This window comes from Kitasatospora sp. NPDC101235, from assembly GCF_044767505.1.
In the GTDB taxonomy this organism is placed as follows: domain Bacteria; phylum Actinomycetota; class Actinomycetes; order Streptomycetales; family Streptomycetaceae; genus Kitasatospora.
In genome coordinates, this window is sequence record NZ_JBIWNZ010000041.1 from 1 (window position 1) to 19362 (window position 19362).

Annotated in this window: 15 protein-coding genes and 5 pseudogenes; 12 read left to right on the forward strand and 8 right to left on the reverse strand. The window is 71.0% G+C overall.

Features of this window, described 5'->3' with window-relative positions; translation table 11 throughout:
• Positions 1–254 precede the first annotated feature (254 nt).
• The gene (locus ACIRRH_RS39220) at positions 255–1223 is read left to right on the forward strand and encodes an alkylmercury lyase family protein (RefSeq protein WP_403077510.1); all 969 of its coding nucleotides are present in this window, start codon (positions 255–257) and stop codon (positions 1221–1223) included.
• Between the two features lie 337 nt (positions 1224–1560).
• Here the strand turns inward: ACIRRH_RS39220 and ACIRRH_RS39225 are convergent.
• The 3 genes and pseudogenes from ACIRRH_RS39225 to ACIRRH_RS39235 form a co-directional block, all read right to left on the reverse strand.
• Positions 1561–2094, reverse strand: a pseudogene (locus tag ACIRRH_RS39225) (sugar nucleotide-binding protein); the annotation flags it as partial.
• 33 nt (positions 2095–2127) lie between these two features.
• Positions 2128–2385, reverse strand: coding sequence for a zinc ribbon domain-containing protein (locus ACIRRH_RS39230; RefSeq protein WP_403077513.1), 258 nt, complete (start codon positions 2383–2385; stop codon positions 2128–2130).
• A 43-nt stretch (positions 2386–2428) separates the two neighbouring features.
• Complete coding sequence (locus ACIRRH_RS39235) at positions 2429–3046, reverse strand: TetR/AcrR family transcriptional regulator C-terminal domain-containing protein (protein WP_403077398.1); 618 nt, start codon at positions 3044–3046, stop codon at positions 2429–2431.
• 65 nt (positions 3047–3111) lie between these two features.
• On the opposite strand from ACIRRH_RS39235, the gene ACIRRH_RS39240 reads away from it, so the two are divergent.
• The 5 genes and pseudogenes from ACIRRH_RS39240 (at position 3112) to ACIRRH_RS39260 (ending at position 7911) form a co-directional block, all read left to right on the forward strand.
• A complete protein-coding gene (locus ACIRRH_RS39240) occupies positions 3112–4374 on the forward strand; it encodes a beta-ketoacyl-[acyl-carrier-protein] synthase family protein (protein WP_403077400.1) in 1263 nt (420 codons plus the stop codon).
• Positions 4371–4559, forward strand: a pseudogene (locus tag ACIRRH_RS39245) (helix-turn-helix domain-containing protein); the annotation flags it as partial. The gene ACIRRH_RS39240 and the pseudogene ACIRRH_RS39245, both read left to right, overlap by 4 nt.
• Before the next feature lie 936 nt (positions 4560–5495).
• Positions 5496–6047: a YciI family protein gene (locus ACIRRH_RS39250; RefSeq protein ID WP_403077403.1), complete on the forward strand. Its 552-nt coding sequence runs from the start codon at positions 5496–5498 to the stop codon at positions 6045–6047.
• A gap of 454 nt (positions 6048–6501) precedes the next feature.
• On the forward strand, positions 6502–7401 hold the full coding sequence (locus tag ACIRRH_RS39255) for an aminoglycoside phosphotransferase family protein (protein ID WP_403077404.1): 900 nt from the start codon (positions 6502–6504) through the stop codon (positions 7399–7401).
• A gap of 261 nt (positions 7402–7662) precedes the next feature.
• The gene (locus ACIRRH_RS39260) at positions 7663–7911 is read left to right on the forward strand and encodes a hypothetical protein (RefSeq protein ID WP_403077406.1); all 249 of its coding nucleotides are present in this window, start codon (positions 7663–7665) and stop codon (positions 7909–7911) included.
• A 137-nt stretch (positions 7912–8048) separates the two neighbouring features.
• On the opposite strand, the gene ACIRRH_RS39265 is transcribed toward ACIRRH_RS39260, so the two are convergent.
• The 3 genes from ACIRRH_RS39265 to ACIRRH_RS39275 are packed head-to-tail and all read right to left on the reverse strand — an operon-like array spanning position 8049 to position 10372.
• Entirely contained in the window at positions 8049–8348 is a 300-nt protein-coding gene (locus tag ACIRRH_RS39265; RefSeq protein ID WP_403077409.1) for a hypothetical protein, read from the reverse strand.
• Positions 8349–8372: 24 nt separating this feature from the next.
• Entirely contained in the window at positions 8373–9338 is a 966-nt protein-coding gene (locus tag ACIRRH_RS39270; protein ID WP_403077411.1) for a helix-turn-helix domain-containing protein, read from the reverse strand.
• A gap of 23 nt (positions 9339–9361) precedes the next feature.
• On the reverse strand, positions 9362–10372 hold the full coding sequence (locus ACIRRH_RS39275) for a helix-turn-helix domain-containing protein (protein ID WP_403077413.1): 1011 nt from the start codon (positions 10370–10372) through the stop codon (positions 9362–9364).
• Between the two features lie 197 nt (positions 10373–10569).
• Here ACIRRH_RS39275 and ACIRRH_RS39280 point away from each other — a divergent pair, with 197 nt between their 5' ends.
• The 5 genes and pseudogenes from ACIRRH_RS39280 to ACIRRH_RS39300 form a co-directional block, all read left to right on the forward strand.
• On the forward strand, positions 10570–13317 hold the full coding sequence (locus ACIRRH_RS39280) for a helix-turn-helix transcriptional regulator (protein WP_403077415.1): 2748 nt from the start codon (positions 10570–10572) through the stop codon (positions 13315–13317).
• A 442-nt stretch (positions 13318–13759) separates the two neighbouring features.
• Positions 13760–13888: pseudogene (locus ACIRRH_RS39285) on the forward strand (AraC family transcriptional regulator); the annotation flags it as partial.
• Positions 13889–14201: 313 nt separating this feature from the next.
• Positions 14202–15233 carry an alpha/beta hydrolase gene (locus ACIRRH_RS39290; protein ID WP_403077417.1) on the forward strand — a complete coding sequence of 344 codons (1032 nt, stop codon included), beginning with the start codon at positions 14202–14204 and terminating at the stop codon, positions 15231–15233.
• 299 nt (positions 15234–15532) lie between these two features.
• Positions 15533–16324 carry a hypothetical protein gene (locus tag ACIRRH_RS39295; RefSeq protein ID WP_403077420.1) on the forward strand — a complete coding sequence of 264 codons (792 nt, stop codon included), beginning with the start codon at positions 15533–15535 and terminating at the stop codon, positions 16322–16324.
• A gap of 121 nt (positions 16325–16445) precedes the next feature.
• Positions 16446–16632 (forward strand): annotated as a pseudogene (locus tag ACIRRH_RS39300) (transposase); the annotation flags it as partial.
• A 37-nt stretch (positions 16633–16669) separates the two neighbouring features.
• On the opposite strand, the gene ACIRRH_RS39305 reads toward ACIRRH_RS39300, so the two are convergent.
• Entirely contained in the window at positions 16670–17197 is a 528-nt protein-coding gene (locus ACIRRH_RS39305) for a hypothetical protein (RefSeq protein ID WP_403077422.1), read from the reverse strand.
• 1120 nt (positions 17198–18317) lie between these two features.
• Here ACIRRH_RS39305 and ACIRRH_RS39310 point away from each other — a divergent pair.
• The gene (locus ACIRRH_RS39310; protein WP_403077425.1) at positions 18318–18833 is read left to right on the forward strand and encodes a GNAT family N-acetyltransferase; all 516 of its coding nucleotides are present in this window, start codon (positions 18318–18320) and stop codon (positions 18831–18833) included.
• Here the strand turns inward: ACIRRH_RS39310 and ACIRRH_RS39315 are convergent.
• A pseudogene (locus ACIRRH_RS39315) lies at positions 18765–19107 on the reverse strand (hypothetical protein); the annotation flags it as partial. The gene ACIRRH_RS39310 and the pseudogene ACIRRH_RS39315 overlap by 69 nt on opposite strands.
• Positions 19108–19362: the final 255 nt, after the last annotated feature.

Genomic DNA, 19362 nt, shown 5'->3' on the forward strand with positions numbered 1-19362 from the left:
CACCAGCTCCGGCGGGAACGTCCGCGTAAGCAGTCCGATTGCGATCCGGTCCGACAACCGCTCGTCCGTCGGCGGCTTGACCTGCCCAGGGCGTGACATCCAGGCACCTCCTGGACAGGCAGCCTACCAGCAAAGATCCTTAAGTCACTGGTATTGAGGCTAGCCCTTGACCTTCCAGTGCACTGGAAGGTCTACGGTCGATGCGTATCACGGTGATGACCAGGAGGGCAGGACGGATGCGGATCACGGTGCTGATGGTGGCGGACTGCCCCAACGCACGGCCGGCGCTGGAGCGGGTCACCGCCGCCCTGGGCGGCCGGGATGCGGAGGTGGAGCTGGTCGAGGTGCGCGACGAGGCCGAGGCCGTCCACTGGGGCATGCACGGGTCGCCGACCATCCTGGTTGACGGCGCCGACCCGTTTGCCCCGCCAGGGGCTGTGCCGAGCCTGTCGTGCCGCCTGTACCGGGACGCCGATGGCACCGTGTCCGGCGTGCCGGACGAAGCCGCCCTGCGTCAGGCGCTGGCCGCAGCTGCCGCGCCCGGGCCGGCCATAGACATGTCAGACTGTTGCACGGCACAGACTGCGGAGCCCCTGGATGTGGTCGGCCGGGCTGGCCGGGGCCGCCGCGCGCCTGCCCAGCACGGCCTGCGCGCGGTGCACCAGCAGATCCTGCGCCACTTCGCCGCCACGGGGGTCGCCCCCGATCCACAGACGCTTCAGCCGGTGGCGACCGGTGCTGGGCGGAGTGCCACCGACGTACTGGCCGAGTTGGCCGACGAAGACTTCCTCACCCTGGACGAGGCCGGGAACATCCGTGCCGCCTATCCCTTCTCCGCTGTCCCCACCCGCCACAGGGTCCGCCTCGAAAGCGGGGTGGAGGTGTGGTCGATGTGTGCCATCGACGCCCTGGGCGTCCCGGCCATGCTCGGCCAGGACGCGGTGATCTCCTCCACCGACCCGCTGAGCGGCGACCCCATCACCGTCACTTCGACTACTGGCACCCTTCGGTGGGAACCGGCGAGCGCGTTGGTCTTCGTCGGACAGCGTCCCGGAGGCGGTCCCGCGGCCGCCGCCTGCTGCGACGCTCTGAACTTCTTCACCGACGCAGCGAGCGCCCGCGCCTGGACGAGCCAGCACCCGGACGTCCCCGGCCGTGTAGTCGACCAGCCGGATGCCGAGCACATCGGCCGGCAGACTTTCGGGCCCCTGCTCGGCCCTTGAACGCCACCTGGCGCGCCGACAAGCAGACCCTCCACAAGGGCATCTTGGTGACGGATCCTCTGCTGTCACTCATCACCGGTACTGGGCGCCTCCCGTTCTCGTGAACATCGACTCCGGCTCATGACGAGCGCCTTGAGCCAGAACCGCAACTCGTGGACAAAGCCAAGGTGGTGCGGGAACGGGCTCGGACGCTGTTCTCAGCCGAGTTGGCTCTCGCGGAACCGGGGCTCATGCGGTGGGGAGGGCCCAGAGTTCCGGAACTGTCCCGTCTCATCGAGGTCTGCGCCGTTTCACCGGAGTCTGAGCGTGGGCGATCGCATCGTTTTGGAAGAGGAGCTCACGTCCCCAGGGCGAGGAACTGGCGGGCGCCGCGGAGCCTGGTCCGGAGCCGGTCCTGGGTGGCACGGCTGTCGAGGCGGACGTCGAGTGCTCCGGGACGTGCGCTGTCGGCCCGCAGGCCGGTAGGGAGCCGGGAGGCGTCGAGCCCGTCACGCCGGGCGATGAGGGTGCCGAGTTCGTAGCGGCTCACGGCATCGGTTCCTGCCAGGTGGTAGACACCGGACAGGTCGCTGGACGCGAGTTCCAGCAGGGCGGCGGCCAGGTCGGCGACGTGTACGGGGCAGCGGATGTCGTCGGTGAACAGGACACCGGTACGAGTGCCGGCCGCGAGGTCGTGCACCGCGCGTACGTGTTCTGATCGCCGGTCGCCGACGATCAGGGAGGTGCGAGCGACGACGGCGCCCGGGTTCACGAGGCGGACGCCGGTCTCCGCCGCGGCCTTCGCGGCACCGTCAGGGTTGAGCGGGTCGGGGAGGCAGGATTCGTCGTAGTGGACGCGGACACCGGAGAACACGGCGTCGCTGGATACGTGACTCCTCCACCGCGTGAACGCGGGGGCTTCTCGCTATGCCGCTTGGGCGTCGCGACGGGCCGGCCCGGCCCGGCCCGGCCCGGCCCGTAGAACGTTGACGGCTCCCACCGTGTCGGCGTGTGCCTGGTGGCCGCACCCAACGCAGTGGAAGGTGTCCTGTGCGGGCCGGTTCTCGCGGGTGGTGAGCCCGCATGCGGGGCACCGGCGGGAGGTATTGCGGGGGTCCACGGCCATCACGTAGCTCTGCGTAGCAGATCTGGGCAAACATGCCGGCCGCGACAAAGCCATCATCGCGCGGGAACCGCGCACGTTGTCGCCGGTCTGTTCGACTGAGCTAACCGGGATCGGGTTCGTCGTGGATGGTCAATGCTCCGGCGAGGTCGAGGTCGGCGACGGTGCCATGTGCCCCGGCGCGGACGAGCAGCACTGCGCCGAGCGCGGTGCTCCAGAACGTCCTGGCTTCCACGTTGAGCGGTCGACGGGTCCTCCAGCCGCGACTGTCGATGAGCTGGCTCACGAAACGCTCGGATTGCCGGAACAGCAACTGGAGGTGCTGGTCGACCACGGAGGCGAGTTCGGGCTTGGAGATCCCGGCGGCGAGTGCTCGCGTGACTGACGGGAGCGAGGGCATGGCCAGTACGGCGCGGGCGATGTTGCGCCGAAATGTCGCCGCATCGGGGGCTTGGCGACCGATGCGTTCAATCCGTCGGGCGTCGTGCAGCAGGCCGAGAAAGGCGGCGTGCACGAGGAGCGAGTCCTTGGAGCCGAAGTGGTAGGTGACCTGATTGGGGAAGACGCCTGCCGCGTTCGCGATCTCCGCGACGCTCATCTCGGCGCCGGGCCGTTCCTTGCAGAGCCGTGCAGTTTCCTCGATCAGCCGACGCCTCGTCGCGCGACCGCGGTCGCGCGACCGAGCCGGCGTTGATCGATCTTCGGTTCGCTTCTTCTCCACAGCGAAATTGTATGTGATACAACAGGGCTGTTCGCTTGTATCGCATACAAGAAAGGTTGAGGGGTATGCACCGGACTGAAGTCGTCGTGACCGGACTCGGCGCGATCACACCACTCGGGGCAGACGTGGCGTCCACCTGGGAGGCCCTGCTTGCCGGCGAGTCGGGCATCCGCGGGGGCGTCCTGCGCGGCCACGAGGACGTCGGCCTTCCCGACACCGTCGCGGGGACGATGGCGATCGACCCCGCCGAGTTGCTGCTGCCGGTACAGGCCAGGCGGCTCGACCGCTCGCAGCAGGCGGCCTTCATCGCGGCGGCCGAAGCCTGGGCCGACGCCGGCGCCCCAGAGGTGGACCCGGACCGGCTCGCCTCGGCGATCGGCACGGGCATCGGCGGCATAGGGACGCTGCTGAAGGAGGACGACGTACTGGAAGCGGCCGGGACCCGGCGCGTCTCGCCACGCACGGTCCCGATGCTCATGCCCAATGCGGCGGCGGCGCTGATCAGCATCGAATACAGCGCACGGGCCGGGGTCTACACGCCCGTCTCGGCGTGCTCTTCCGGTGCCGAGGCGATCGCCCTGGGGGCCAGGCTCATCCGTGCCGGCGAGGCGGACGTGGTCATCGCGGGCGGGACCGAGGCCGCAACCACCCCGATCACCGTCGCCAGCTTCGCCCAGGCACAAGCACTGTCGAGGCACACCGCCGAACCCGCCTCGGCGTCACGGCCGTTCGCCGCGGACCGCAGCGGATTCGTCCTCAGCGAAGGCGCCGCTGTCATGGTGCTCGAAAGCGCCGAGCATGCCGGCGCCCGAGGCGCGCGCGTCCACGCAGTGCTCGCGGGCGCCGGCATCGCCGCCGACGCCCACCACATCACGGCGCCCGCTCCCGACGGCTCCGGTCAGATCTCCGCCATGCGCAAGGCCCTCGCGCAAGCCGGTTTGGCTCCCGGGCAGATCAGCCACATCAACGCCCACGCCACCGGAACTCCGGTCGGCGACGTCGCCGAGGCACGCGCGATCAGGGAGGTCTTCGGCCACGCCACCGTGACAGCCCCCAAGGCCGCGCTCGGTCATCTCTTCGGCGCAGCCGGCGCGATCGAAGCACTCATCGCCGTCCTCAGTGTGGAGCGCGGTGTCATCCCGCCGACCCGCAACCTCACCGCGGCCGGCGTCGATCCCGACATCGATCTCGATGTCGTCGCAGAGCGACGAGACGTCCCCCAGGAGGCCGTGCTCAGCAACTCCTTCGGTTTCGGTGGGCAGAACGTTTCGCTCATCGTCACCGGCACGCGGCACCACGCGTCCCGTACGGCCTCGACGACACCATGAGCGAGGCGAACGCACCGTTGTCCGTGGAGGGTCGCCGCCGATTGATCGAGCGTTGCAAGACTCGTCCGACTGTGCATGTCGCCGCAGAGATGGAGGGATGTCCCGAGCAGCGGCGTCGAAGTGGGTGAACCGGAACCAGCGACACGGCGAACTTGGGCTGATCGATCGAAGCTCGTCGCCGCACCGCGGTCGGCCCTCGGTCATCGCCGACGACATGCCCCACACCGTGCTGCGGCGCCGCGCGGGCGGCCAGTCCGTCGAGCAGATCCAGCCCGACCTGATCATCCCCACCGGCAAGCGCAAGGCACAGAACCCCCTCGGTGGCCGGCATCTACCGGGCGCTCGCCGAGCACGCCGAGCGCAAGTCGTACCCCGAAGCCGTCGAACAGGCCCATACCGACTTCGCCGCCCTCCAGGTCCGCGAAGTGCCCGGACCTCGCCTCGCCCTCCCTGACCGAGCGTCACTTGATGACAGAGAGCTACTTGTCACTTTCCCGTAGCTTCGGGAGAACAGGGCCGAGAAGCCTGCCGCCGACCGACCTCTGACCGACACCCCCCGGCCGCCTCGAACCCGGCGGACGGAGTCCGGCACGGATCTGACTGCATGACCAGGTGAGGTCCCTCCAACGCTCCGGAGGGGCCTCACCGATATCCGGAACCACCGATACCCGCCCCGGTCACCGGCCGGGGTCGTAGCACACGAACTGGCCCGAGTGTTCGTCGACTTTCCGCGCAGAACGGCCTGCCGAGCGGCGAGCGGCTGACGCGGGTCAACGTGGACCGCTGACTCATGCCAACGTGCCAGTGAGTCAGCCCTCCCGCCCACAGGTGAAGCGTGCCGTGAACTGCTGCGACCGCCCTGGAGACCGGCCCCATCAGCGGCGTCTCCGTCTCCGCCACGCTTGGTGGCCAGACCGTCACCCTGGAGCGGCTCCGCGTCGACCGCCGGCTCGAAGAAGCCCTCGTCCACGGCCCCGACCCGCTCCACCTCGCCGAAGTCTTCGGCCTGGCCGAGAAAACCGCCATCCGCTACGCGGAGCCAGCACGCGTGCTCCTGGACGAGCAATCATCGCAATGAAAACCGCTCGATCCTGTGACCTGTTTGAAGAGACCCTATGGGCATGGAGTTCCTCTGCTACCACCGCAACCGGCCCGACTCCGTCGCCCTGCGCTACGAACTGCGGGAAGAACACTGGTCCTACATGGACCAGTACGCGAAAGAGATGATCGCCCGGGGCCCGACCCTCGACGACGACGGTGACACACCCACCGGAAGTGTGCACATCCTCGGCCTGCCCGATCCCGCCGCCGCCCGCGCGTTCGCCTTCGACGAGCCCGGCTACCAGGCCAGCGTCTACCGGGACGTGTTGCTGCGGCGGTGGCGCAACGTGCTGGGGCGCACCATGTGGGACTTCCCCGGTGGCCGAACCGGCGGCAACCGCTACCTGGTGCTCGGCCTCGGTTCGGGGCAGCCCGCCGACCTCGCCGTGCCACCCGACCGGGACGAGCTGATCGCCTACGGGCCGATGCTGTCCGACGACGGCGCCACCTGGCTGGGCACGGCAGGGTTGGTCCGGGCGCCGGACCCGGAGACGGCACGCGCCATCCTGACCCCGGACCGCTACGCCGACATCGAGGTGCACAACTGGCAGTTCGGCGGGCGGCCGTCATAGCCCAAGGACGTCCAGTCGGCGTTACCGCCGAAGCTCATCGGATTGCTCAGCATCCCGTGCTTGAGCGCGAACCCACAGATGCATCGGCCTGACGCACACCGGTGGACCCGTGGGTTCGCGCTGAAGGACCTTCGGTTCCCCTGAACCCACGGGGCTCTCGGGGTCCAGCCAAGGTGAATCCAGAAGCCGCCACGGGATGATCTCGGCGAGCCGGCAGGGCAGGTCGGCGGGAGCGTCCTCGGCCGGGTCGCGCTCGTCGTCCTGGTCGGTCTGATCGGTCCAGGCGCCGAAGGAGCCGGGCAGGCCGGCCTCGTCGGCACCGAGTCGGAGGGCGCCACCCTTGAGTCGGTGCGCGCCCAGGACAACCGGGTAGCGCGAGAACTTGGGAGATCGAACCCTGGGGTCTTCGCAAGGGCAAGGTTGGCTCCGCCTGCCTCAAGTACTGTGACTTCGCATGATCGAATCCGAGATTGAGATCAGCGAGGATCTGGTCCGCGACCTGCTGCGGGAACAGCATCCGGACCTGGCCGAGCTGCCCATCCGCGAGGTGGAGGGCGGCTGGGGCAACCAGATGTGGCGCCTCGGAGACAAGATGGCCGTCCGGATGCAGCGCATGGACAAACTCCCCGATCTGCAGCTCAAGGAGCGCCGCTGGCTGCCGGTGCTGGCCTCGCGACTGCCGCTTCCGATCCCGACCCCGGTGCGCACCGGGGCACCGTCCGAGCGCTTCCCCAAGGTCTGGACCGTCATGACATGGGTTGAAGGCACGCCACTGGACCACACCTCGATCACCCGCCCCAACCACGCGGCCGACACGCTGGCGGCCTTCCTCAAGGCGCTGCATGCGGAGGCACCCGCCGACGCGCCGGACGCCTCGGACTTCGGCGCTCACCCCAGGGAGTGCACGGACGGCTTCGAGAAATTCCTGCAGGCCGTGGACCTCGGCGGCTTCGCCGAGGACGACATCCGGGCCGTGTGGGACGACGCGGTGGTGGCTCCCGAATGGAAGGGCCCGCGGGTGTGGGTGCACGGCGACCTGCATCCCGCGAACGTCGTCGTCGCGGACGGCACACTGGCGGGCGTCGTCGACTTCGGCGCCCTCTTCGCCGGCGACCCGGCATGGGACCTTGTGGCCGCCTGGCTGCTGCTCCCCACGGGTGGCGCCTCACGGTTCTTCGACAGCTACGCACAGGCGGACGACGCGGCGGTACGACGGGCGCGCGGGCTGGCCGCGATGAAGAGCCTGTTCCTGATGCTGATGGGCCAGAACGGGGACCGCGGCCTGCCCGGCGGCAAGCCGAACTGGGGGCCCGCAGGCCGGTCGGCACTTGATCGTGTCTTGAAGGGCCTTTGACGTCGGCATAGATCGACCGGCTCTGTCCCGGTCCGGCACTTGAAATTGGGTCGGGCAGTGGGATGATCTTGGCGAGCCGGCAGGGCAGGTCGGCGGGAGCGTCCTCGGCCGGGTCGCGCTCGTCGCCCTGCTCGGTCTGATCGGTCCAGGCGCCGAAGGAGCCGGGCAGGCCGGCCTCGTCGGCACCGAGCTGGAGGGCGCCACCCTTGAGTCGGTGCGCGCGGAGCGCGGTGCATCGCCTACCTGCCCGAGGCGGCGCTGGTGCAGCTGGTAGGCCGGTCCGGCACCGATTTCACCGCGCGGTTCCCCGAGGTCGCCGACGCGCTGACGCAGGTCCGGGCCCGTTGGGTCCTGGACGGCGACCTGGTGGTGGTGCGCGCCGGCGTCCCGTCGTTCCCCGGGCTGCAGGGCCGCATCCACCGCACCCGCCCGGCCGCGGTGCAGGCCGGCGCGTTGGCTGCGCCCGCTCTGTACGTCGCGTCCGACCTGCTGCACACCGGCGACCAGTAGCTGCTCGCCGAGCCGTACGCGCGGCGACGCGAGCGGCTGGAGGACCCGTCAGCGGCCGGGCGTTGCGCTCGGCCGGGTGCCGGCCAGGCCTCTCCTCAGCGGTCACACGGTGCTCCGGGCCCGGTGGCACCCCCGGGTCATGCGATCGACAGGGGGCAGCAGTCCTCGATGGATGCACCGACGCCGTTCATGGAGTCGCCGGTCACGGTGAGCGTGAACAGTTCGCCGTCGCCGACCAGTTGGCCGCCGGGCAACCGGATCAGGCCCGCCTGGAGGCCTGGCTCCTGCGAGCGTTCTCCTGGCCGAACACAACCACCCGCTACCCGTGCGGGATCCGCTCGGTCCAGCCCACGACCGACCACCTGGTCATCGCCGTGGAGAACACCCCCGCGCTGCTGTTCACGAGGTGGCACGGTGTTGAGACCGAGCAGCAGCACAGAACCCTCCAGGGGAGACGAATTTCAGCCGTTCCGGCGCGTGTGGTGGGCGCCGACCTGCCAGTCCCGCGGCGTCATGCCGTAGGCCGCGCGGAAGGCACGGGTGAAGTGGCTGGAGTTGGCGAAGCCCCAGCGCCGGGCGATCCCCGCCACCCCGAGCTCCCCGGCCACCGGCCGGAGCAGGTCCCGGCTGCAGCGCTCCAGCCGCTGTGTCCGGATCCACCCGCCGACCGTGGCGCCCTCCAGGTGGAACAGCTTGTGGAGGAAGCGGACGGACATGAAGTTCGCCTCCGCGATCGTGGACGGTGACAGGTCCGGATCGCGGAGGTTGCGCAGGATGTACTCCTTGACCCGCTCGAAGGAGGCCGCTGTCCGTGAACCCTGCGGCCGTCCGCGCCCGGCCCGGTCGTCGACGAACAGCGCCAGCAGGTCGAGTGCCGTGGCCGCGGCCCGGCGCCCGACGGCCTCGTCCAGCTCCGCCGCCTCGTGCGCCATCCTCGACAGGTAGGTCGTCAGCAGCGCGGCGCTGCCCTCGGCGCCGCTGAACGCCGTGGCGGTGAGTGCCCGCAGGTCCTTCTCCTGGACGTCCAGTTCGGCGCGGGGGAAGTGGAAGGAGGTGAAGACGAACTCCTCTTCGATCTTCTTCCGGAAGACCCGGGAGGTGTCGGTGATGGAGAACTCGCCGGGCCGGATGAGCGTCTCCCTGCCGTCCTGGTCCTTGAGCGCGGTGCCCCGTTCCTGGAGGCTGAGGACGAGCGTCGGCGAGTCGCCGTCAGCGATCAGGTGCCTGTTGCGGGTCACCACCTGGGGCCCGGCCTGGACCCTGGAGATCTGCACGGAACCCAGCCGGTGGCCGACGATCTCCCCGGGCGACGGCACTTCCTCCAGGAAGTCCACGGTCATCGGCACGAAGGTGTGGGACACGGCGTCCTGCCAGCTCTCCGCCCGGTCGGCGGCGGGCAGCGACGCGGTGGAGAGAGATGCGGGCACCGGGTTCCCCTCGGGTCGATGGGTCATCGGGACACCGGGCCCCGGGTGTCCCGCGGGTCGGACGGCTCGGTGCCGCCGAGGGTGTCGCGCCACTGGCTCGGTGAGATGCCGTACGAGGCACGGAAGAGCCTGCTGAAGTGGGCCGGATCGGTGAAGCCCCACCGCTGGGCCACGCCGGAGACCGTGCTGTCGCCGCTGTCCTTGCGGGTGAGGGCCTGGGCAGTCGCCTGGAGCCGGCGGCGCTGGATCAGGCGGCTGACGGTGGTCCCCTCCCCTTCGAAGAGCTTGTGGAGGGAGCGGACGGAGATGCCGTGCGCGGCCGCGATCGTCCGCGGTCCGAGATCCGGCTCCTTGAGGTGCCGGTCCACGTAGGCATGGATCTCCCGGATCCGGGTGTGGCGGGAGTCCCCCGTGGCCGGCGCGTCACGGGAGGCCTGCTCGGTGACGAGGGTGGCCACCAGGTCGGCGAAGTTGCACGCCAGTCGACCGGCGACGAGCCCTGGGCAGTCCTTGGCCGTCTCGACCAGGGTCAGCAGGGACTGCTTGACCAGGGCGGCCACCGGGCCGCCGGCGTCGGCCACGGTGGCCGTCACCCGTTCCAGCTGCTCGTCCCGCACGCCGAAGGCCCGGCGGGGGAGCAGGCACACCCTGACGTCCACTCCGTCCGGGTAGTCGACCACATGGGGGGTCTCCGTGTACCAGAAGGAAACCGCTCCCGCGGGGACCTCGACCGTCCGGCCGTCCTGTTGCACCACGGCACCGGTGGCCCCCATGACGGCGACCACGAAGAACCCCTCGGCCTGCCTGGTGCCACGGGCGATCTCCCGCAGGTCGCGGGTGTAGCAGCGAGGGCCGGCTTCCGTCGTGATGAAGAGCAGGTGCCCCAACTGCTGGGTCCTCATCCGGCCCGGGTCCGACGAAGGCTCGTACGAGGCGACCGTCACGGGCATGGCGGCGATGGAGACGGCCCGGCTCCGTCGATGACCGGTGTTCCTGTCCTCCGGGAACCCGGCCGGGTCGGTCACGGATGTCATGGGTCCTCCCTCCGGTCGGTGTGGCATCCAGCATGGAACACGGGATGACTTACGTCGGCGGCTGAATGACTGTGAAGCGACTGTAGGTGATGTGTCGCCGGACACATGACTCTCAGCGCATTCCAACCGTGCAATGCGTGCACCTAGACTGCAACGGTCCAGGTCAGAGCACTGGCGCAGGCGCAGAGGAACATCGGATGTCAGGCACCACACTGTTCGGCCGGGACGAGGAGCTGGCGGCCGTCGACGCACTGGTCGACGCCCTGCCCGAGCGTGGCGACGCGCTGCTGATCCACGGGGCCCCCGGGATCGGCAGGTCCGTCCTGCTGGACCACGCCGCCGCCCGGGCGCGCGCCTGCGGATTCACCGTCCTCAGGGCCTCGGGTGTCCAGGCCGAGAGCGATCTGCCGTTCGCGGGACTGCACCAGCTGACCCACACCGTGACGGACCTCATCGAGCGCCTGCCCATCCCCCAGGTGCAGGCGCTGCTGGGGGCCTTCGGCATGGCGGAACCACCTCCCGGCGCCTCCGGGCCCCAGCTCTTCATGCTGTCCCTGGCCACCCTCGGCCTGCTCGGCGAGGCAGCCGCCGAAGCTCCCGTTCTGCTGGTCGTGGACGACGCCCAGTGGTTGGACGGGCCGACCCTGGACGTCCTCGCGTTCGTCGCACGCCGAGTCGGCGCCGAACCCGTCGGCCTGCTCGTCGCCGTCCGCGAGGACCGCACGGCGTGGCAGGGCGCCCACGACCTGCGCGAGCTGCACCTCAAGCCCCTGGAACCGGACGCGGCCGACGCCCTGCTGACCGCCCGCAGCCCCGGTCTCGCCCCGGGGACGCGCCGCCTGGTGGCGCAGATGTCGGCCGGCAATCCCCTCGCACTGACCGAGCTCCCGCTCACCCTGGGGGCGGACACGGCGCCTCGGGAGTCCGCGCTGTCGCCCGGGCTTCCCCTCACCGCCCGACTGGAGCGGGCTTTCTCCTCGCGGCCGGCCGACCTTCCCCCCGACACGCACCTCGCGCTACTGATCGCGGCCACCGCCGACGACGGCGCGCTGACCGAGGTGCTCGCCGCGGCTTCGGCGCTGACGGGCACCGAGGTCTCCGCACGTTCCCTGGAGCCCGCCATTGCCGCGGGTCTGGTGCGCGTCGACGGGTTCCGGATCGACTTCACCCACCCGCTGGTGCGCTCCGCCGTCCTGGGTGAGGCCTCGCTCGCGGACCGTCTCGCCGCCCATGGCGCGCTTGCCCGCACCCTCCAGGGGCAACCCGACCGGCAAGCGTGGCACCGGGCCGCGGCCGGCGGTCGCCCCGACGAAGCGGTGGCACGGCAACTGGACCAGGCGGCTTCCAGCGCGAGGGAGCGCGGTGCCGCAGCGGTGGCCCTGACGGCGCTGGAACGCGCCACCGCGCTGAGCGAAACTCCCTCGGGAAGCGTGGCCCGCCTCCTCGGCGCGGCGGAACTGCGCTTCGAACTCGGGCAGGCGGATCACGTATCAGCTCTGCTGCAGCAGGCCGAATCGCTGGGCCTGGACGTGCTGGAGCGGGCCCGCGTGGTCCTGCTGCGCGAATGGCTGGAGTCGGAGTCCGACACCACCACGTCCCGGATCCACCTGCTGATCGCCACGGCCGAGCAGGCCGCCGAGGCCGGCGATACCGAACTCGCGCTGCGGCTGCTGCGCGTGGCCGCGTGGCGGTGCTGGTGGGCGGACCCGGGGCGGGAACTGCGGGAGCGCGTCGTGACGGCCGCCGAGCGGCTACCCGTCGCGGAACTCCACCCGGACCTGGTGTGCACGCTGGCGGGGGCCGCCCCGCTGGAGGCGTCGGCGACGGTGATCGACCGGCTGCGGCGCCTCGAGCGTGAGGGCGGGTACGACGTCGTGACCGCCTCGACGCTGGCCAACGCGGCCATCATGGTGAACGGGTTCGACCACGTCATCGGATTCGCCCGCCACGCGGCGGACGGCCTGCGTCGTCAGGGGCGCCGGGGCCCGCTGACCAAGACACTGGTGCTCCTCGCCCTCGCCACCGTGCACACCGTCGACTGGGAGACCGGACTCCCGGCGGCGGCCGAGGCGGCCCGGCTGGCCGAGGAGACCGCGCAACCACGCTGGCTGACCGGTGCGCGGGTGGCGAAGGCCCAGTTCGCCGCGCTGCGCGGGGACCTGGACATCGCGCTGGTCGCGATCGGCGAGGCGGAGGGCCAGGGACTGACCGTGGTCGACCCCTCCAAGCTCGCGTACATCCAGATCACGCGTGGCCTCATCGGCCTCGCGGCGGGCCATTTCGCCGAGGCGTTCTTCTGCGTCTGGCGGGTCTTCGACCCGGCCGATCCCTCCTACCACCCGTTCATGCAGACCATGGCCATCACGGAGTTGGCCGAGGCCGCCACCGGCGACGACCAGCGCGCCATGGCGAAGGCCGCCCTGCGACAGCTCGTCACGTCCGCCGGGGCGAGCGAGGTCCAGATGATCCGGGTGAGCCTGGGATTCGCCCAGGCGCTACTTGCCGACGACGAGGACGCCGAAGAGCACTTCCGGTCGGCGTTCGACCTGGACATGTCCCGTACGCCCTTCGTCCGCGCCCGGCTGATGCTCGCCTACGGCACCTGGCTCCGGCGGCGCCGCCGGGTGATGGAGGCCCGCATCCCGCTGCGGATCGCCCGGGAGTCCTTCGCGGCCATGGGCGTGGAGCCCTGGCGTGAGCGGGCGGCCCAGGAGCTCCGCTCGGCCGGCGAGGGCAGCAGGAGCCAAGGCCGCCCCGACCGGGACCTGCTCACGCCCCAGGAGGTCCAGATCGCCCAGCTGGCGGCGCAAGGGCTCTCCAACAAGGAGATAGGTCGGCAGCTGCACCTGTCGCCCCGGACGATCGGCACGCATCTGTACCGGATCTTCCCGAAGCTCGGGATCACCTCTCGCAGCCAGCTGAGCGAAAAGCTGGGCACGGACTGAGCGCGACCCGTTCGGTGGGCGGGCACGGGCTCTCCCGGAGATGTTCCGGCGGTGCACCGCGATAGGACACTCTGCGCACCGTTCGCGGGATGCTCAGGCGGTCCTCGGGCTCGTTCCCGTCCTGCCCGTCCTGTCGGGCGGTCGGGGAGCGGCACGTTCGCGGGGGCTCCCCGGTCGTCGCCGGATGACCGTCATGCCGGGTGAACTCCCTTGGGTTGAAAGCCTTTTCGCCCCCGGAACCGACCCGGAGGACCGCCTCCACGTCCTCCTGCACGTCCGGGGCGCCACTCTGGTCCGACGCCACGGCGTCAGCACCGTGCTGGAACCCGGGGACCTGTTGATCGGCGCCACCCGTCACCCGACGGGCCTGTTGCGGGACGCCGAGTGCCTGATGGTCGAGTTCCGCGTCCCCTGCTTCTGCCTGGGCGTGCGCCAGGCCGACGCACCGGCGCACCGGTGGGGCTTTGTCAGCCACTCCCACTTCAGCCGCGCCTTCCGCGACGCCTACGGGATCTCGCCCCGCAAGTGGCAGGCCTACGCCGCCCAGGCCGACGGCCGTCATCCCTCCTGAATGCCCTGGTGAGCACGCTCGTCAGCCGGCGACGGGGATTCGTCAACCCGCGTACTCCAGCCGGGCTTTCGGGCCGCCTACGGGATCCCGCCGCGCCGGCGGCGCGCCCTGTGGGCCGGTGCCGGATGACGAGTCGCTTATCCTGGAGGGAAATCCGTGCACGATCAGGCCAATCGGGCCGGCTCTCCGGCACTACCGTCGGGAGGCGTGCGCGAGGCGTCGGAGGGCCGACCTTCCGCCAGGCGCGGACCGAGCCCACGCCCGGGCAGGCGTCGCGTTGCCGAGCCCTTCCGATCAGGCCAGGAGCGATGAGTTGTCCGATCCCACCCCTCTGCCCGAACGGCGTCCGGTGCTCGACCGGGCGCTCCAGGAGTTCCTGGACGCCGGAGCCGGCCGGTCCGCGACGGGACTGCCGGACCTCTCCTTCCTCGCCCACGACTTCCTCGCCCACGACGGCGTTCCGGGCGACGGATCGGGCGACGAGACGGTCTGCGACGAGTACGAGGACCCGGACGACCCCTGCGGCGTCACCTCGGAGTGGCTCGCCCTGCCCTGCGGGCCCGGCGGGCGGGTGCACGTCCAGGTGACCAGACCCGTCGGCACCGCCGAGCCCAGCCCGGTGGTGCTGTTCCTGCCCGGCCTCGGCTGGTCGCTCGGCGACGCCGCCTGCTACGCCCGGCTGATCCGGGAGTTCGCCCTGGGCACCGACGCCGCCGTCGTGTACGTGGACTACGCCCGGGCACCCGCGGCGCGCTACCCGGTGGCCGTCGAGCAGTGCCACGCCGTGGCCCGCTGGATCCACGAGCACGGGCACGAGATCGGACTGGAGGGGGACCGGATCGCCGTCGTCGGCGACTCCGCGGGAGCCAACCTGGTGGCGGCACTGACCCTGCTGGCCAGGGAACGCGGCGACGTCCCGCTCGCCCACCAGGTGCTGCTGTACCCGGTCACCGACGCCGACTTCGACACCCCCTCCTACCACCGCTTCGCCACCGGCTACTTCCTGCACCGCGAGCACATGCGCCGCTTCTGGGACGACTACCTGCCCGAGCCCCAGCGGCGGAAGGAAACGACCGCCGCGCCGCTGCGCGCCTCGCTGGAGCAGCTCGTGGGGCTGCCCCCGGCGCTCGTGGTCACCGCCGAGGCCGACGTGCTGCGGGACGAGGGCGAGGCCTACGCGGCCAGGCTCCGCGCGGCGGGGGTCCCGGTGGTGTCGACGCGCTACCAGGGGGTGATGCACGGCTTCCTGCTCGTCGGCGGGCTCCATCCCACCGGTACCACCCGCGCCGCGCTGATCCAGGTCGTCGACACCGTGCACATGGCGCTGCACCGCCGGCCCTGGTGAAGCCGGACGACGTGGGTGCGGACGGCCGGTGGTCGGGGGCGGTCGTGATCCCGCCGGGCAGGTGTCGAGCACGGGTTGAGTACGAATAGTCATGCCACCGGTCGAGTGGATCGGGCACGATCGTCACCGTGCACGCGCCTGCACGGGGGCCGGGCGGCGAGGTGGCGGACCGTCAGGATGCCGGGACGGCAGCCCGGTCGGGCGTCGCGTCAGGCCAACGGTATGGTCACTGCCGGGGGTGACACCCCTGTGTACGAAACACTGCATTCGGCTACGAACCCACGGGGGTCCTTGTGTCCATGGTCCGATCCACCGTCAGAATTCCGCTCGCGGTGGGCGCGGCCGCGATGGCCGCGGCCGTTGTCACGGGGTGCTCCTCCGGCACGGTGACCGTCTCCGGCACGCCGGCGGCCATCACCGCGGCCCCTGCCACCTCCCCGGGCGCCGCCCCGACGGACACGCCGACGCTCCAGGCGTCCGGCGCCCCGGCGTTCGGCACTCCCAGCAGCACGCCGACCGGCCCGCCGCTCCTCACCGGAGTGGACCTGCGCGCGTCCCTGCCGACCGCCGCGGTGCTGCCCGCCGGGTGGACGATCAAGGGCAACGGCAACCAGGTCGACACCGGCACCACCATCAACGAGTACCGGGCCGACCCGCCGCAGATCACGGAACCGTGCAACCAGATGCGTCTCGCCGGGACCATCTTCTCCCAGGGCTACAAGGTTTCGGGCGCGATGAACGAGGTCTACGACGGGGAGCACATGGTCCAGGTCTACCTGGCCGCCTACCGCCCCGGCGACGCGGCCAAGCTGCTCGGCGACCTCCGGGCGTACGCAGAGCGCTGCAAGACCTTCACCGGGAAGAGCGTGGACGGCATCCCGATCCCGATGACCGTGACGGCGCAGCCCGTGCCGGGGCTCGGTGACGAGGCCGTCGACATGAAGAGGGTTCCCACGGGCCCGTACAGCAGCTCGGAGATCGTGATGACCCGGATCGGCGACCGGGTGCTGTTCCTCAGCGGCGACAACATCCTGGGCCGGCTGCCGAACATCATGCAGCTGGCAGTCCCGCTGGTGAAGAGCATCAAGTAGGAAACCCGGCCCCGCCGGGGCCGGCACGGCGGCGGCCTGCGGGACGGCGTTCTGCGCGAGGGCGCATCCCCTGAGAAGATCTTGGTAATTCCGTGTGGTGCCGCAGGCAGGCCGACCTACACCCCGCCGCCCCACCCCTGCCCGAGTACCGCGTGGGTTTCGCAACATCCGCATGACGGCGGCCGGCCCGCCCTGCGACCGCGCCGAAACGGTCCCGGCCGGGCCCGGGACGGTCTCCCGGCTCGAAGAACAAGCAGCGCGCCAGGCGTCACGACGTCGGCAAGGCGGTCAAACGGGCCGAGTCGATCCGGGGAACATCAAACCCGCCGACCATGAACGTCGAGCTCAGGGGCCGACCCGTTCGTAGCGCAGGGACGTGCGACCGCTGGCGTCGGAGTAGATCTGAGCGATGGACGCCGCCCCGACCGCGTCGTTTCGGATGCCCTGCAGCCGGATCGTGGTCGGCCCGTTCACCTGGATCAGCTCGCTGATCGGTGCGGTCGCGTTGCCGCCGGCCTGGGCGGCGCCGGGGTTCAGGTCGATGATCTGGTTGACGAGCCGCTCGCTCTCCGCGACGGCGGTACCCGATGTGACGTCCCACAGCCGGGCGGTGATGAACGTGTTGATCGAGGGAGCGCCCGCGAGTCGGCCGCGGACATCCGCGTCGAGCTCGTAGGTCCCGGCCCGGGGAAGGGTCACCTCCAGCGGGGCGTCGGTCCACACGCCGTTCGGCAGGTTGACCGGCGTGTTGAGGTGGGCGATTCCTGCCACCCGCTCGGGCGTTGCCGGAGCCGCGGTGACGGCGCTCTGGGTCACCACGGTCGTAGCGCCCACGAGCACGGCAACGGTGACGGCGGTAAGACCGGTACGCAATGCTGGCATGATGCCTCCCATGCGGATGCCAGTGGAATGTGCCACCGCCACCCTAGGGGAATCTCACATAACGGACATACAACCCACAAGGGTGGCGTCGGCTTGCGAACCGATGACCGTGAACCGGCGCACGGCGGAAGCCTTGGATCTGCTGGCCATCGCCGGTACGCGAGGCACCTGACCTCGCCATCAGGAGGCCGGCGGCTTGTGGCCCCGGGCGGGCACGGCGGCAGGCTCCGGTGAAACTCCCCACCGCAGCTCAGGCGATGCGACGCGGGGTGCAACAGGCTGTTGCACCCTGAATTTCCCAGTGGTTTGCAGAGATCAGGGGCGCAACGCGAGGCCTGGCCAGGGCTTGCGCGTTGCGCGTGTTGCGCCCCCGTGTTGCACCCGCTGCCCAGTCAGGAGCGGCGCCACCAGGAGCGGCTGCGGGTGCGGTGGCGCCCTCGCTGCCACCTGCGGTGGTGCCTACGTGCAGCCGGCGCGGTGCCGAGAGCGGCCGGTCAGGCCGACCCCGGTCGGCGCGGACGGCTCCGCCGGACGCGCAGAAGAACACCGGCCCGCCGCAGGCGCGAACCCCGAACCGACCGATCACCTCACCACCCAGGACAGAGGACAGATGAAGGGGTAGTCGGCCTTCCGGCCCTCCGGGAACACGGTTTGACCTGCGCTGATGCAGGGCCGGGCCGGAGGGCTGCGGACCCGTCAGGCGCTCCACCGGACGCCTCAGCGGGCGACCGACCAGGCGCCTGACGGGACGACTCACAGGAGGCCGGCGGTCAGGTGGGCTGCCGTGCTCCGGTGACGTCGATCAGGCCCTGCTCCAGGGCCTGGCGGACGATCAGGGCGGCAGTCTCGGCGGTGTCGCAGGCGAGCGGGCGGGTGACTGATCAGACGGTGATTCAGCTTGTCGGGGATCTTGGTCGCTGCGGATCATGTTGCGCAGGCTTGTGCGGGCGGCGGCGAGGTCGCAAAGTCGACGGGGCACTCGGCACCCACACCCCGCCCGTCAGCGCGCACCGCGGGCCGACGGCCGGCGCCTCGACCGCCTCCGCGATTGAGCGGCCTCGGCCTCTGACCCACCGGCCGGCGCGGCGGGCCAAGGCCGTAGTCTCACCGCATGGAGAAGACCGTCACGTACCTGGAGATGACCGACCCGGACGAACTGCGCCCGTCCCCGCCGGTCGCCGCGCTGGCCCTCGTCCCGGCCGACGGCTCGTCCCCCGAGGTGCAGGCCGTCCAGGCGCGCGTCGGGGCGCCGCACGGCTGGCGCAGCACCGCCCGCACCGCCGCCGACTGGGCGGCCCACCTCGCCGAGCACCCCCGGCGCCAGTACTGGCTGCTGACGCACGACGGCGAGCCCGCCGGCGTCGCCAACCTGGAGCCGCACCCGGCCGGCGACGTGGAGATCACCACCTTCGGGCTCGTCCCGGAGCATGTCGGCCGTGGCCTCGGCGGCTACGCGCTGACGCTCGCGCTGCGCCAGGCGTGGGCCACCGAGCCGCTCGGCGCCGAGTCCGTCCGGCGGGTCTGGCTGCACACCGACACCAACGATCACCCGAACGCCCTACGCAACTACGAGAGCCGGGGTCTGCGCCCGTACGACGTCCGGACCGAGACCACCGGCACCGCGTGAGCTTGACGTTTGTGATCGGCGGGTTTGGTGTTTCTTGATCGACTCGGCCCGCTTGACGCTCTTGCCGACATCGTGGCGCCTGGCCCGGCGCTCGTTCTGCGAACCGGGAGGCCGTCCCGGGCCTGGCCGGGACGGTTTCGGTACGGCTGCCGGGCAGGCTGGTCGTCGTCACGCGGATGTTGCGAAACCCGCGCCGCACTCGGACGGGGGTGAGCCGGCGCGGTTCGGTCGCCGGTCGCTCCCAGGGACGGCGTAGGTCTTCGGCGAGGGGTCGCCGCCCGGGCTGTCTGGAGCCGTTCCTGAACCTCGCGGTGGGCAGCCGCGGGCCGATTCGCCCCACATCGCGTACAGCGCTCTCCATGAGACTGAGGAAAACCTCACTCCTTCTCATGCCACCCGGCGTTTCCCAACCGGGGAGCCGGCCGGTCCGACGTCCTGATCTGGCCCGGCGCAGAACGTGACAGGGACAACATCGACGCCGTTGCTGTAACGCGAACCCACCCCCAACGCGTGCCTGGGTCGATGACAG